This window comes from Streptomyces sp. NPDC001157, assembly GCF_053598255.1.
Window position 1 is genome coordinate 215,711 of sequence record NZ_JBSFJW010000009.1, and the last position, 14,032, is coordinate 229,742.

Genomic DNA, 14,032 nt, shown 5'->3' on the forward strand with positions numbered 1-14,032 from the left:
GCGCGCTCCCAGCCCAGGGCCCGCTGGTCCATGCGGCGCCGGTCCAGCAGGGCACGCGCGCCCCGCGCGCCGACCCATGTCCATACCGGCACCTGTGTCCCCGCAGAAGCATGATCAGGCGCCCTGGTCCGACCGGCAGGTGCGGGTCTGGCCATTCGGCGTCGTCCATTGGTTCTGCGCCCACCCGGGCTGGCTCTCGCTCTCCCGGATGGCCACCGCACCCGTCGCGTTCCCGACGAGCACCGCCGTCACCTCCCGGTGCGCCCCCCCATCGAAGCTCCGGTCCGCCACCACCACCGGCCGCAGGCCCACGGTCGCACCGCCCAGGATGCCAAGGATCCGCGCGACGAGCAGCCCTCAGGCTTCGACGAGATCGCCCCTCCGCCGCAGCGGGTTGCATCTCCACCGCCAGAGCCTCACCCTCGCGTGGAGCCTTCCCTCATGCCGCCCGAACCTCGCGGCCGTCAGCCGAAACACCCTGATGAGCACCAGCGCCTTCCCTACGGACCGGCGCCGGGGCAGCGTCATTGCCGGACGCTGCCCATCTCCGCTGTGAACAGCACCGGGTCACTGTCGAACCCGCGGACCATCTCCCGGAACTCCCATACTCCCGATGCGTCCCTGGCGAACTCGGCGACTGTCGCGGCCGTGGCGTCGGCCACACCCGCGAAGTCGTCCGTCAGCAGCTGCCGGTACCCCTCGACGACGAGCACGCCGGCGTTGGATATGTCGCCGAACGTGCGGGGGCCACCGTCCTGGTGGATGGCCACGCCTACCACCACCCGCCCGTAGGCGGACGACATCCGTTCGAACTCCAGCACCATCGCCTCGACAAAGCCGAACCCCATACCGGTCTCACTGTGCCGCGTCATGTTGATCGTGCCGTCCGGCGAGCGGCTCTCGTAGTGGACTACGTAGACCGGACGCCCATAGGGGTCATCCGCCGAATAGGTCGCGGCGATGATGTCCAGATGCCGCGCCGGCTCCCCGTAGCGACTCGGGTCCCACTTGAGCCTCACCTCGACCTTGGCCAGCCCCTTGCCAACACCGCTCACCTTGCCGCTCCCCGTCAAGTCACCGCGGGACGCCCCCGCATCGACAAGTATGTGCAGTGACCAGCGCTTTGATGCCTCCTTAGCACGCCTCATCCTGACGCTGCCAAGCCCAGCCCCTCAGTCAGCGACCCGATTGTCCACCTCCACTCATTCCTTGACCTATTGCCACTGAAATTGACCTCTGGTGAGCCGCAGCCCTCCGTCTGCTCCCCTTCAAGCCCGCGGATATGCTCTCGCTGTGCGACGACACGGGCGAATGGCCAAGGCGGCTCGCTGGCTGGTGATTTGGGCCGTGTTCACCATCGTCATGCGCTTCGTCACCGACCTCGCGGACATCTTCGACGGGTGCGCCGAGGAGCACCTGCGGGTGATGCGCGATCCGGGGACCACCGGATTCCGGCGGGTTACTTCTGGGTGACGTCGGTGCAGTAGACGTCCTTCTTCGGCAGGTGGCCGGTGGTCAGGAAGCCGACGGTGGCCTTGTCGATGCAGGCGGAGCCCTCGTTGTAGACGTAGTGCCCGCCGTTGTCGACGCCGACGAAGGCGGAGCCGTCGCCGAGGGCCTTGTGCAGCCCGACGCCGCCTTCCCACGGGGTGGCGTTGTCCCGGCGGTTCTGCAGGATCAGGGTGTTGCGCGGGCCGCCGGCCACGACCTTGACGGTCGCCTCGGCAGGCTTGTTCCAGAAGGCGCATGCCCAGATGTTGGCGGGCATGCCCGCGGTGAGCGGCCACTTCTCGCGGTCGGCGGCGGTGCGGGTGGCGTAGCCGTCGACGTCGTGCGGCCATTCGGCGTCGCCGCAGGTCAGAGCCATGAACATGGTGGCCTGGTTGTCCGCGGGGACGCCCGGGGACGACGGTGAGTCGGCGAACACCTCCTTGAGAACCGCGGCGTCGGCGGCCGTGGTGCTGCCGTGGGACAGGTCGTCGGCGGCCTTCCAGAACTTGGCGAGTACGGGAAGGGTGTTGTTGTGCAGAAGCAGGGCGTAGGTCATGTTCCGCAGCAGCGCCCCGTCCAGTGACACCGATGCGCCGGGAATCGCTGCGGGCGTGCGGTCTAGCCGGTCGGCGAGGGTGAGGTAGGTGTGGGTCACCTGCGCGACGTTCGTGCCCAGCTGGAGTGTGCTGTTCTGCGCCGCGGCGACGCGGGCGGCGTCGGGGAACCGGTCGGCCATGCCCTTGCCCCAGGTGTCCGCGACCTGGTTGGCCCATACCTTGGTGGGGTCGACGTTGCCTTCCAGGATCATCCGGTCGGTGTGGTTCTGGAAGAGGGACCGGTAGACGGCGCCGAGGTAGGTGCCGTAGGACTGGCCCCAGTAGGAGATCTTCTTCTCACCGAGCGCCTGGCGGATGCGGTCCATGTCGCGGGCGGTGTTGGCGGTGTCGTAGTACCGCAGGTTCTTGCCCACGGTGTCGGCGCACTGCTTGGCGTCGGCCTTGGCGAGGGCCACGTTCTTGGTGATCGAGCCGTCCGCGGCGGGATAGGGGAACAGCCCGGTCACGCTCGGGTCCTTCAGACCGCAGCTTTGCGGGGTGCTGTGTTCGACGCCGCGCGGGTCGAAGCCGATCAGGTCGTAACGGTCCAGCACGGACTTCGGCAGTGTGGACGCCATGGTTTCAGGCATGTCGAGACCGCCCAGCGCCGGCCCGCCGGGGTTCAGCAGCAGGACGCCACGTCGCTTCCCGGGTTTGGCGGTGGACAGCCGGGAGACCGCCACGTCGATCTTCGCGCCGCCCGGGTTCTGGTAGTCCAGTGGGACCTCCAACGTCCCGCAGGCCAGGTGGGGGTTACGGGTTTGTCCCTCGGCCAGTGCCGGGCACTTGCCCCAGGTGATCTTGGCGTCGCCCGCGGTCTCGCCGGTGCTGGCGGAGACCTTGGCCGTTTGCGCGCCCTGGGCCTCGGCGCCACACGCGGCCAGTACGGTTCCTGCGAGCGTGGAAACCAGCAGAGCCGCGGCAAGCCGGCGGCCTCTGGGAAAACCGTGCTTCGCGGAACTGCATATCGTGGTCATGGCGTTGTCCTTAGCTACTCGGCTGGTCGGCCTGCCTGGTCCGGCCGTTGTGTTGACGGTTCGAGTCAACAAGAGACCGCCGGTGGCGCGCGTCACCGCAGAGAGGACAAATCCGGTAGCTCGCTCGGGGGATGCGGGGACCCTTGGAACATCTGAGAGAGCCATTGCGCAGGGCGGGGAGCACGCTGATCGGACAGCCAGTCCATGAGTCTGGAACACCGCCTCGGCGAGGCGGTCGGTCGGGGAGGAGCGCGGCCGTGGCACTTGCCCGCCCCGGCCGGCATCTCAGGGCCGTCAGGCTCGGTTGCCGCCCCCTGCCAACCCCGCCCGGTAGGCCAGGACCACCGCCTGGACGCGGTCGCGGAGGTCCAGTTTGGTGAGGATGCGCGAGACGTAGGTCTTCACGGTCTCGTGGCTGATGACCAACTCGGTGGCGATTTCGGCGTTTGACAGGCCTTCGCTGATGAGGAGGAGGACCTCGTGCTCGCGGGGGGTGAGAACCTTGAGGCGCTCGCGCTCGGGGGACGCGTGGGCGGCGGAGGGGCGTACGTGTTCGGCGAAGCGGCCGATCAGGGTGCGGGTCACGGCGGGGGCCAGGAGGGACTCGCCGCGGGCGACGACGCGTACCGCGTTGGTCAGTTCGGGCGGTGGGGCGTCCTTGAGAATGAAGCCGCTGGCGCCGGCGCGCAGGGCCTCGTACACGTACTCGTCGACGTTGAAGGTCGTCACGACGAGGATCCTGGCGGGGCTGGCGGAGTCGGGCCCCGCCAGGCGCCGGGTGGCCTCGATTCCGTCGAGCAGGGGCATGCGGATGTCCATGACGACGACGTCCGGCTTCAGCTCCTGCGCGCTGCGGATCGCCGCTCGGCCGTCGACGGCCTCGCCCACGACCTCCATGTCGGGCTGGGCGGAGAAGATCGTGACGAAGCCGGCACGCACGAGGGCCTGGTCCTCGCACACCAGTACCCTGATCGCAGCCGGCGGAACACTCACGCGGCACCTCCCGCGGGGATGCGTGCGTGCACGCGGAACCCGCCATCCGGGCTGGGCCCCGCCGCGAATTCGCCCCCCAGCATCTCCACCCGTTCCCGCAGCCCGGTCAGGCCCCGGCCGCCCGAGACCTGCGGGCCGCCGCCCGGCGGGGCGGCGGACGCGGGAGCGCCGTCGGCCGTCCCGGCGGTGGTGACCTCGACGTCCGTCCAGTCGGAGGTGTGCGCGAGCCGTACCAGCGTCCGCCAGCCCGGGGCGTATTTCACGGCGTTCGTCAGGGATTCCTGCACGACGCGATACGCCGTGAGTTGGGCACCTATGGCCATGGCCGACTGCTCTCCGTCCTCGACCAGTTCGATCGGCTGGCCGCCCGCTCGTGTCTGCTCCACGAGATCAGGCACCCGGCCCGGCAGCGGCGTCCGCTCCCGGGGCGCCGAATCACCGGTCGCCTCCAGCACGCCGAGCAGGAACCGGAGTTCGGCCAGCGCGCGACGGCCGGTGCCGTTGATGGCGTCGAGGGACTCGTGGAGGCGGTCCGGCGACTCGGTCAGGTACTGTGCTGCGCCTGCCTGCACCACCATCGCGGTCACATGGTGGGTCACCACGTCGTGCAGTTCCCGGGCCAGGCGGCTGCGTTCCGTCGCGAGGGCCACCTGCACGGACAGGCGCCGATGCTCGGCCTCCTGCGCCCGCCGCCCGCGGACCTGGACACCCAGGCCCCACATCACCGCCAGGACCATGTAATAGAGCAGGTAGTCGGTCAGTCCGTCGGGCGAGCCCAGCACATGCAGCACGACGCCGAAGACCACGTAGCCGCCCGTCGCCGCCAGTGGTACGACCCGCCGGAGGCGGTCCTGGTGGGCACCCACGGAGTACAGCGCGATGTACAGCCCCAGGCTGCCGAAGGTCGGCGGGTAGCCCAGGCACTCGTGCACCGCGAACGAGGCTCCCACCACCGCGAGGCAGGCGGCCGGCCACCGGGTGCGCACCGCAAGCGGCAGGGTCTGCCCCAGGGTCAGCAGCACACTCGCGACCGAGGTGCCGTGGGTGGGGAGGCCGCCGAACTGCGCCCCGACCCGCGACAGCGGCGCCGCGAACGACAGCACCGTGAAGACAAGCGCGACTCCGCGGTCCCTGGTGGCGGCAGGGCGTGATCCCCACCACCGCGACAGCACGCGGAGCCGTGCGGCTGCGACGGCCACCGGGTTCACGCGTGCGGAGGGGCCCCTGTCCTGCGCACGCGCCGTTGGCGCGGGGGATGCCGAGCACGATGGTTCACGCGCCGCTCGGTCTTCCGTCATCATCATCCACGATCCCGTACGTCCGGCGCCGAGCGCCATGAGGACCGGGCCGTGGTCCGCTACCCGCCCGCCCGTTCGCTACGACCTGTTCGGTATCGAACACCACACGGCGCTGCGGGCCGGACAGTCTTGCACTGTGAGCCTAGCGTCCTGGGGCGGGGGCTGCGTCCCCCGGGAGAGGACAGCCGGGTAGCTCGCTCGGGGGACCCGCAAAGACGGTAAGTGCCCACCCGTCGGTGACGACGCGCAGGAGTCGCGGCCCGTAACTTTCCGGCATCGAGAGCGCAGACCGAACCCGGGAGCGGGCCCTGAGGAGGAAGCCGTGTCGTCCGACCACCGTCAGTCACCGATGCAACTCGCCGATCGCGGGGTCGACACGACCGGATCGGCCGAGAAGAACACCGGGCGCCCTGTGCCGTGGGCGACGTCCGCGCGGGTGGGTCTGCCGGTGCTGGTCGGGTTGCTGCGGCAGTACGGCCCGTCGACGGCTACCCGCCTTGCGGAGCGGCTGGGCGTCAATGCCTGGCGGGACACGTTCGACATGAGGGACTGGGGCCTGCGGCTCACGACCGCAGAGGCCGCCGCCTTGCATCAGGAGCTGAAGGCTGTCATCGCCGGTTACCGCAGAGATACGCCGGAGACGGCGGCGAGTGCCCCCGCGGGGGCGGAACGGGTCGTCGTGGTCACGCACCTCCTGCCGGAGCTGGATGCGTCCGCCCCGTCGGCCACCTGTTCCGGTTCTCAAGAAGCGACAGTAACGGAGACGTCGTGACGGAGGATGTCCTGGAGGCCGACGGCATACCCGGGAGGCGGTCCGTACGGGCGCTGGGCGGGGTGCTGGCGGCCATGGCCGTATCGCTGACCGGTACTCGGATCTCGGCCGTGGCACTGCCCTGGTTCGTTCTTGTCACGACCGGCAGTGCCACCCAGACCGGACTGGTGGCCTTCTGCGAGATGGCCCCCTACGTGGTGGTCAAAGCGTTCACCGGGCCGTTGGTGGACCGGATCGGCCCGCGGGCCGTTTCCTGGACCACGGATCTGGCCAGCGCAACCGCTGCCGCCGCGGTTCCTCTGTTCCATGCCCTGGAGCTGCTGTCCTTTCCGCTCCTGCTGGCCCTGGTCGCGCTGGTCGGCGCGGTGCGAGGCCCCGGCGACCTGGCCAAGGGAGTCATGGTCCCGGAGGCGGCCGAGCACGGCGGGGTGCAACTGGAGCGGGCCACCGGTCTTGCCGGCGTGACCGAGCGGCTCGCCTCCACCATCGGCCCGGCGGCCGGCGGCTCCCTGGTGGCGCTGCTCGGGCCCCCTGACGGGACTTGTCGTCAACGCGGGCTGCTTTGCGCTCGGATCGGTGATCATCGCGCTGGCGCTGCCCCGCGGGATGGGACATGCGGTCGAGGAAGCCCCCTCCCAGGCTGGGGAGACGAAACCGGGTTACTGGCGACGATTCGGCGAGGGCTTCGCGTTCCTGCGTGGCGAGTTGTTGCTGCTGACCGTCATCGTCATGGTCGGGGTCACCAATCTGCTGGACGCGGGGTTCACCACGGTGCTCATGCCCGTCTGGGCCAAAGAGTCCGGCAACGGGCCGACTGCGATCGGCCTGATGGGCAGCGTGCTGGGAGCCACTGCGGTGGCTGGGAGCCTGATCGCTGCGGCGGCCGCGCACCGGCTACGACGCCGGATGGTTTTCTTCACCGGGTTTCTGTTGGCCGGTGCGCCGAGATTCCTGATTCTCGCCTCCGATGCACCGATGGGGGCGGTACTGGCCGTGTTCGCCGTCAGTGGATTCGGGGCGGGCTTCCTGAACCCGGTGCTGGGTGCCGTTCTCTTCGAGCGGGTGCCGCGCCGGATGATGGGCCGGGTCAACGCCCTTGGTGACTCGCTGGCCTGGGCCGGCATCCCTCTCGGTGGACTGATCGCTGGGGCGGCGGTGGCCTCCGTCGGACTTGCGCCGGTGCTGCTCGCCGGCGGGGCTGCGTACTTCCTCACCACGAACCTGACCGGGCTGCGGCCGGAGTGGCACGAGATGGACCGCGTAAGTGGGCGAGACGCCCAGGAGCGGCAACCCGAGGAAACGCTTCAGCCAGCCAGTACGAATCCCACGACATGACCGCTTACGGGAGGCAGGGGGAACCATCTGGTTGCCTCCTCCCTCCCACTCCTCCTTCGAACACCCGACTGCGCTGCGGGCGAACTCCAGCATCGTCGCGCGGCCGATCCCACAGGACCGGGCCGAGGGCGCTCCGATGGGGTTCCATCCCTCATCCCTGCACAGTCGGATCGTGCGGAGTCGGCCGCCCGCCGGCGGACCTCACGCCCGGCCCGGGCCTGCTCCCCGCTCGCCCCGCGCTTGGCATCCTCCGGCGCTCTCGTGTCAATCTCCCCGAGGATCAGGCCCAGGGCTTCCTCCAGCACTCGGCTGTGACGATCGCGCACATCTCCCCGACATCCTGCACAGAGCCGAAAGAGTGGCCACGGACAATGGGAGTCCCCTGGGACTTTTCAGGGACTTCCGGCTGCATCAACGGGCATGGCCGTGAAACAGCGGAAAGGCAATGTGCGCGGGTCAGCTGCTCGGCCCCATCTAAAGCGGCAGGTCACAGGGCTCGCCGGTCCCTTCCGGGACATCTGACCATCAGAAACCGGCAGCTCCGTCGCCCGTCCCTCCACTACGGGGAACAGGCTGCCCCGACCAGTTCCCCTCCACGAGGCCCGCTCCCGTTCATTCCCCCGCAGGCTCACACATCAGGGCCCTCACCGCTTCTCTGACCGCCATATGGGAGTCATGCCCCTCCAGCCCACGGCATCCCACACTCACGCCGAGCAACCCCTCGGGCGCGGAGGCCGAGGACCTCGCGCTGTCCCGGGAGAAATGCCGGCGGCGCCTGCCGGAGTCGCTGGACGAGTTGCGCAGCCCGACCCACGGGATCGTGGAGCTGCCACTCGGCAGAGTCCGCGACGACGGCAAAGCAGCTGAGCACGACCGAATCACAGGGGGCGGCGTTGCAGTTCTCCGCCGCGCCGCCCGCGACAAGCCGGGCCAGGAGACGCATCGCACGTGGGCTTACCTGCTGCGGCCCAGCAGCAAGACAAACGTGAACATACGAGGAAGCCGACCAGCTCGTCTCCGCACCTCTTCCAGGCCCTCCAACGACCTGACGGCCTTTCAGCCCGTGCGTCATCCGTGCGTCACGCCTCAAGAGCCACCGGGTTCCGCCACCGCCACGCACCCCTTCCCCTCAGACGAATGCGCAGGTCACGCGGCATCGTCCGCCTTCACCCGTTCCCATCTCCCCAAACAGGTCGAGCCGACGAAGGAAGTCAGAAAACTGCAGGTCAAGAGCGTTTATCAGCGGGGTCCAGGATCGCGACGCACTCCACGTGCGCGGTCATCGGAAACAGATCGAACGCCCGCAACGTCCGCACCCGGTACCCCCCGTCCCGGAAGTACCCCAGATCCCGCGCCAGAGCCGCCGGGTCGCAAGCCACATACGCGATCCTCCGGGCGCCCAGGGACGACAGGTGAGCCACCGTCTGGCGGCCTGCGCCCGCTCGCGGGGGGTCGAGGACGATGAGGTCGACCTCGGTGATTCCGGTGCGCGGCAGTACGGCTTCGACCTTGCCCTGTTCGATCCGCACCCGCTCGAAGTCGGCGAGGTTGTGCCGGGCGTCCTCGACGGCCCGCTTGCCGGACTCGATGCCGAGCACCGCGCCCTTGTCGCCGAGCCGGTCGGCCAGGGCACCCGCGAACAGGCCCACACCGCAGTACAGGTCGAGCGCCATCTCGCCCTTGCGCGGCAGCAGGCCCTGCATGACCGCGGTCACCAGGGTGTCGGCGGCCTTCGGGTGGACCTGCCAGAAGCCGCCGCTGCCGACCCGGTGGGTACGGCCGTCCGCGCGCTCCCGGACGAAGGGACGGCCGTGGACGCGGTGCACTCCGCCGTCCTTCTCCTCCACCCGCATCACGGACACCGGCTTGTCCAGCTCCACGATCGGCAGGCGCGCGCCCGGCTTCGGCGTGAGGATCACCTGGCGGTCCTGCGATCCCGTCGCCGCGATGGCGTCGATCGACGCCATGCCCGACCAGTCGCGCTTCTCGATGCCCAGCTCGCTGACGCCCTCGGCCGCGATCATGCAGTGGTCGATCGCCTCGACCTCGTGCGAGCGGTGCCGGCGCAGACCGGCACGGCCGTCGGCGTCCACCGCGTACTGCACACGCGTCCGCCAGGCAGGCACCTCGCCCGCGGGCAGCTTGTCGCCCTCGGCCGGCATCACCGTGCCGTCCCAGCCGGCCTCCTCGGGCGTCAGGCCCGCGAGCCGCTGCAGTTGCTCGGCGAGCACCTCGCCCTTCAGCCGCCGCTGCGCCCCCGGCTTGGCGTGCTGCCAGTCGCAGCCGCCGCAGCGGCCGGGGCCGGCGTAGGGGCAGGGTGCCTCGATGCGGTCCTTCGAGGCCGAGAGGATCTCGACCGCGTCCGCGCGCAGGAAACGGGCCCCCTCCTCGCCCTCCGTGACCCGCGCCACGACCCGCTCACCGGGCAGCGTGTGCCGGACGAACAGCACCTGGCCCTCGGCGGTACGGGCGATGCAGTGCCCGCCGTGGGCGACGGGGCCGATCTCGACCTCGTACTCCTCCCCGACCAGCGACTTCTTCGGTTCTGCCTGCATGGCGGGGTGACTCCACAACATCGAAAGGGAATTGGCGAAAGACAACAGCCGGACAACAGCCCACCAGTCTACGTGGGTGTCGTCCGGCCGTTGACCGACGTGTGTCAGTTCTGGGAACCCGAGGGCTGCTTCGGTCGGCCCTCCTGGGCCGGACCGCGCCGCACCGAGCCCGGCGCGTTCCACTCCTGCCGCTTGCGGGCCCTGCTCTTCGCCGCCTCCGAGGACTGCAGCTGGTAGGGCACGGACGTCACCATGATGCCCGGCGTGAACAGCAGTCGGCCCTTGAGCCTGAGCGCGCTCTGGTTGTGCAGCAGATGCTCGTACCAGTGGCCGACCACGTACTCGGGGATGATCACGGACACCGCGTCACGCGGCGACTCCTTGCGCAGGCCCCTGACGTACTCGATGATCGGCCGCGTGATCTCGCGGTACGGCGAGTCGAGCACCTTCAGTGGTACGTCGATGCCGCGCCGCTCCCACTCCTCCTTCAGCGCCTTCGTCTCCGCCGCGTCGACGTTGACGGTGAGCGCCTCCAGGCTGTCCGAGCGCATCAGCTTGGCGTAGGCGAGGGCGCGCAGCGTGGGGCGGTGGATCTTCGAGATCAGGACGACCGAGTGGACGCGGGACGGCCGTACGCTGTCGTCGCTCGGGCCCTCGGGCGCCGCGATCTCCGCGGCCACGCCGTCGTAGTGCTTACGGATCGCGGTCATCGTCGCGTAGAAGATCACCATGCCGAGCAGGGCGACCCAGGCGCCGTGCGTGAACTTGGTGACGAGGACGACGACCAGCACCAGGCCGGTGAAGAAGGCACCGAAGGCGTTGATCGCGCGGGAGCGCACCATGTGCCGGCGCTTGGCGACGTCCTTCTCGACGGCCAGATGACGGTTCCAGTGCCGCACCATGCCGGTCTGGCTGAGCGTGAAGGACACGAAGACGCCGACGATGTACAGCTGGATCAGCCGCGTCGAGTCGGCGCCGTAGATCACGGTCAGCAGCGTGGCGGCGCCCGCCAGGAGCACGATGCCGTTCGAGAAGGCGAGGCGGTCGCCTCGGGTGTGCAGCTGGCGGGGCAGGTAGCGGTCCTGGGCGAGGATCGAGCCGAGGACCGGGAAGCCGTTGTAGGCGGTGTTGGCGGCCAGGAACAGCACCAGGGCGGTGGCCGCGGCGAGCACGATGAACAGGAAGCTGCCCTTGCCGAAGACCGCCTCGGCGACCTGGGTGATCACCGGGTTCTGCACGTAGCCGGCGCCGACCCCGACGCCGTGCTTGAGCAGGTCGGTGGCCGGGTTCTCGGCCATGCGGACCTTGGTCGTCAGGGCGAGGACGATGATCCCGCAGAACATGGTGACGGCGAGCAGGCCCATCGCGGCGAGCGTGGTCGCGGCGTTCTTCGACTTGGGCTTGCGGAAGGCGGGGACGCCGTTGGAGATCGCCTCGACACCGGTCAGTGCCGCACAGCCGGAGGAGAAGGCGCGCAGCATCAGGAAGACCAGCGCGAAACCGGCCAGCCCCTGGTGCTCGGCCTTGATCGTGTACTGCGCCGTCGGCGCCCGCATGGTGTCGTCGAGCACCAGCCCGCGGAACGCCCCCCACGCGATCATGATGAACACGCCGCCGACGAACACATACGTCGGGATCGCGAAGAGCTTGCCGGACTCCTTCACGCCGCGCAGGTTCATCAGCGTCAGCAGCACGATCACGGAGACAGCGCACAGCACCTTGTGCTCGACCACGAACGGGACCGCGGAGCCGAGGTTCTCGATGCCGGACGCGATCGAGACGGCGACGGTGAGGACGTAGTCGACGAGCAGGGCGCTGGCCACGGTGAGGCCCGCCTTGGCGCCCAGGTTGGTGGTCGCGACCTCGTAGTCGCCGCCGCCGCTGGGGTAGGCATGCACGTTCTGCCGGTAGGAAGCGACCACGGTGAACATCAGCACGACGACCGCGAGGGCGATCCAGGGGCTGAAGTGGTACGCCGACACGCCCGCGATGGACAGGACCAGCAGCACCTCTCCCGGGGCGTAGGCCACGGAGGACAGCGGGTCGGAGGCGAAGACGGGGAGGGCGATGCGCTTCGGCAGGAGCGTTTCGCCCAGCCGGTCACTGCGCAGTGCGCGCCCGATCAGGATCCGTTTGGGCACGTCGGTCAGTTTGGACACAACAGGTAATCGTAGGCGTTCGAACGGGCACCCAACCACCCTCCCCCACCCATCTGCCCTCCGGGTGAAAACAAAGGGGGCTCCGGCGACGGATTCCGCAGGTCGCCGCGCCCTCATGCCTATATGACAATCACCGCCCAGTTGCCGCCCCTTTGGAGGTTCCATGCACGCCACCGCAGAGCTGATCGGCGCCGCGGCGGCCCTCGTCGGCCTCGGAATCCTGACTCTTGCCAGCGTCCGCAGCATCAGCCGTCGATGAGGTCACAAGGCGTACGGCAACCGTGCACAGGGGTGCCGACGTCCTACCGCGCGTGTGTAGCTTGGGCGTCGGTCTGAGACCCTGATGTGGCTGAGCAGTAACTCTTGACACCGGAAGGACGGTCGTGCACATCGTCATCATGGGCTGCGGAAGAGTGGGTTCCGCGCTGGCCCAGACCCTGGAGCAACAGGGGCACACGGTCGCAGTGATCGACCAGGACCCCACGGCCTTCCGCCGCCTCGGCCCCGGATTCGGCGGCCGCCGGGTCACCGGGATCGGCTTCGACCAGGACACCCTGCGCGAGGCCGGCATCGAAGAGGCCGGCGCCTTCGCCGCCGTGTCCAGCGGCGACAACTCGAACATCATCTCCGCGCGGGTGGCCCGCGAGATGTTCGGCGTGGAGAACGTCGCAGCCCGCATCTACGACCCGCGTCGTGCCGAGGTCTACCAGCGCCTCGGCATCCCCACCGTCGCGACGGTCCGCTGGACGGCCGACCAGATGCTGCGCCGGCTGCTGCCCTCGGGCGCCGAGCCGTTGTGGCGCGATCCGACCGGCGGTGTCCAGCTCGCCGAGGTGCATGCCTCGGCGGCCTGGGTCGGCCACAAGATCAGCAAGTTGCAGGAGGAGACGGGCGTCCGCGTGGCGTTCCTGACCCGGCTCGGCGAGGCGATCCTGCCCAGCTCGCAGACGGTGCTGCAGGAGGGCGACCTGGTGCATGTGATGATGCGCACCGACGAGGTCGACAAGGTCGAGGCGTCCTTCGCCAAGGGTCCCGAAGAGGAGGGCGGTCACTGATGAGGGTCGCCATTGCCGGTGCCGGTGCGGTCGGCCGCTCGATCGCGGGCGAGCTGCTGGAGAACGGCCACGAGGTCCTGCTCGTCGACAAGGCGCCGACGGCCATCTCGGTCGAGCGCGTCCCACAGGCGGAGTGGCTGCTCGCCGACGCCTGCGAGATCACGTCCCTGGACGAGGCGGCGCTGCAGCGCTGCAACGTGGTGATCGCCGCGACGGGCGACGACAAGGTGAACCTGGTCGTCTCGCTCCTCGCGAAGACGGAGTACGGCGTCCCGCGCGTCGTGGCCCGCGTCAACAACCCGAAGAACGAGTGGCTCTTCAACGAGTCCTGGGGCGTCGACGTGGCGGTCTCGACCCCCCGTCTGATGTCGGCCCTGGTCGAGGAAGCGGTCTCGGTCGGCGACCTGGTCCGCCTCCTGCGCTTCAGCCACGGCGACGCGAACCTGGTGGAGCTGACGCTGCCGGAGGAGTCGGCCCTGGCCGGTACCCAGGTCGGCGACGTCGAATGGCCCGAGGACACGTCCCTGGTCACCATCATCCGCGGCACCCGAGTCCTCACCCCGTCCCGCGACGACTCCCTGGAGCCGGGCGACGAACTCCTCTTCGTCGCCGCGCAGGCCCGGGAGGAGCAGCTGGAGGATCTGCTGTCGGTGCGGCGCGAGGATACGGCGAGCTGATCGCTCGTCCGGTACGACGAAGGGCGCCCCTGAACCCAGGGGCGCCCTTCGTTTTGCTGTTTTCAGCCCGTCCGGTTGTTGTGTTCAGCCCGTCCGGCGTTTGAGGACGAGGCCGTCAGGCCGA

General features: G+C 69.5%; 10 protein-coding genes and 1 pseudogene. 5 read left to right on the top strand and 6 right to left on the bottom strand.

The genetic code is table 11. The features are described from left to right. Nucleotides 1-524: 524 nt before the first annotated feature. A complete protein-coding gene (locus ACWDAG_RS19305; protein WP_450696793.1) occupies nt 525-1,055 on the bottom strand; it encodes a TerD family protein in 531 nt (176 codons plus the stop codon). 256 nt (nt 1,056-1,311) lie between these two features. On the opposite strand from ACWDAG_RS19305, the gene ACWDAG_RS19310 reads away from it, so the two are divergent. Next, nucleotides 1,312-1,473, top strand: a complete 162-nt coding sequence (locus ACWDAG_RS19310; protein ID WP_450696794.1) for a hypothetical protein — start codon at nt 1,312-1,314, stop codon at nt 1,471-1,473. On the opposite strand, the gene ACWDAG_RS19315 is transcribed toward ACWDAG_RS19310, so the two are convergent. From ACWDAG_RS19315 to ACWDAG_RS19325, 3 genes are all read right to left on the bottom strand, one after another. Next, nucleotides 1,460-3,064, bottom strand: a complete 1,605-nt coding sequence (locus ACWDAG_RS19315) for an alpha/beta fold hydrolase (RefSeq protein WP_450696795.1) — start codon at nt 3,062-3,064, stop codon at nt 1,460-1,462. The genes ACWDAG_RS19310 and ACWDAG_RS19315 overlap by 14 nt on opposite strands. Nucleotides 3,065-3,358: 294 nt before the next feature. Beyond that, nucleotides 3,359-4,057, bottom strand: coding sequence for a response regulator (locus ACWDAG_RS19320; protein ID WP_450696796.1), 699 nt, complete (start codon nt 4,055-4,057; stop codon nt 3,359-3,361). After that, nucleotides 4,054-5,265: a sensor histidine kinase gene (locus ACWDAG_RS19325; RefSeq protein ID WP_450696797.1), complete on the bottom strand. Its 1,212-nt coding sequence runs from the start codon at nt 5,263-5,265 to the stop codon at nt 4,054-4,056. Before ACWDAG_RS19325 ends, ACWDAG_RS19320 begins: the two co-directional genes overlap by 4 nt. A 412-nt stretch (nt 5,266-5,677) precedes the next feature. On the opposite strand from ACWDAG_RS19325, the gene ACWDAG_RS19330 reads away from it, so the two are divergent. Further along, a complete protein-coding gene (locus ACWDAG_RS19330) occupies nt 5,678-6,127 on the top strand; it encodes a hypothetical protein (RefSeq protein WP_450696798.1) in 450 nt (149 codons plus the stop codon). Next, nucleotides 6,124-7,462 (top strand): annotated as a pseudogene (locus ACWDAG_RS19335) (MFS transporter). The gene ACWDAG_RS19330 and the pseudogene ACWDAG_RS19335 overlap by 4 nt, the downstream one beginning before the upstream one ends. 1,226 nt (nt 7,463-8,688) lie before the next feature. On the opposite strand, the gene ACWDAG_RS19340 reads toward ACWDAG_RS19335, so the two are convergent. Next, nucleotides 8,689-10,017 carry a class I SAM-dependent RNA methyltransferase gene (locus ACWDAG_RS19340; RefSeq protein ID WP_450696799.1) on the bottom strand — a complete coding sequence of 443 codons (1,329 nt, stop codon included), beginning with the start codon at nt 10,015-10,017 and terminating at the stop codon, nt 8,689-8,691. 104 nt (nt 10,018-10,121) lie between these two features. Further along, nucleotides 10,122-12,176 (bottom strand): APC family permease, encoded by a 2,055-nt coding sequence (locus tag ACWDAG_RS19345; RefSeq protein ID WP_450696800.1) that lies wholly within the window; start codon nt 12,174-12,176, stop codon nt 10,122-10,124. 383 nt (nt 12,177-12,559) lie between these two features. Here ACWDAG_RS19345 and ACWDAG_RS19350 point away from each other — a divergent pair, with 383 nt between their 5' ends. Both ACWDAG_RS19350 and ACWDAG_RS19355 read left to right on the top strand, forming a co-directional pair. After that, a complete protein-coding gene (locus ACWDAG_RS19350) occupies nt 12,560-13,231 on the top strand; it encodes a potassium channel family protein (protein ID WP_030939613.1) in 672 nt (223 codons plus the stop codon). Continuing rightward, on the top strand, nt 13,231-13,908 hold the full coding sequence (locus ACWDAG_RS19355; protein WP_099931848.1) for a potassium channel family protein: 678 nt from the start codon (nt 13,231-13,233) through the stop codon (nt 13,906-13,908). Before ACWDAG_RS19350 ends, ACWDAG_RS19355 begins: the two co-directional genes overlap by 1 nt. Nucleotides 13,909-14,032: the final 124 nt, after the last annotated feature.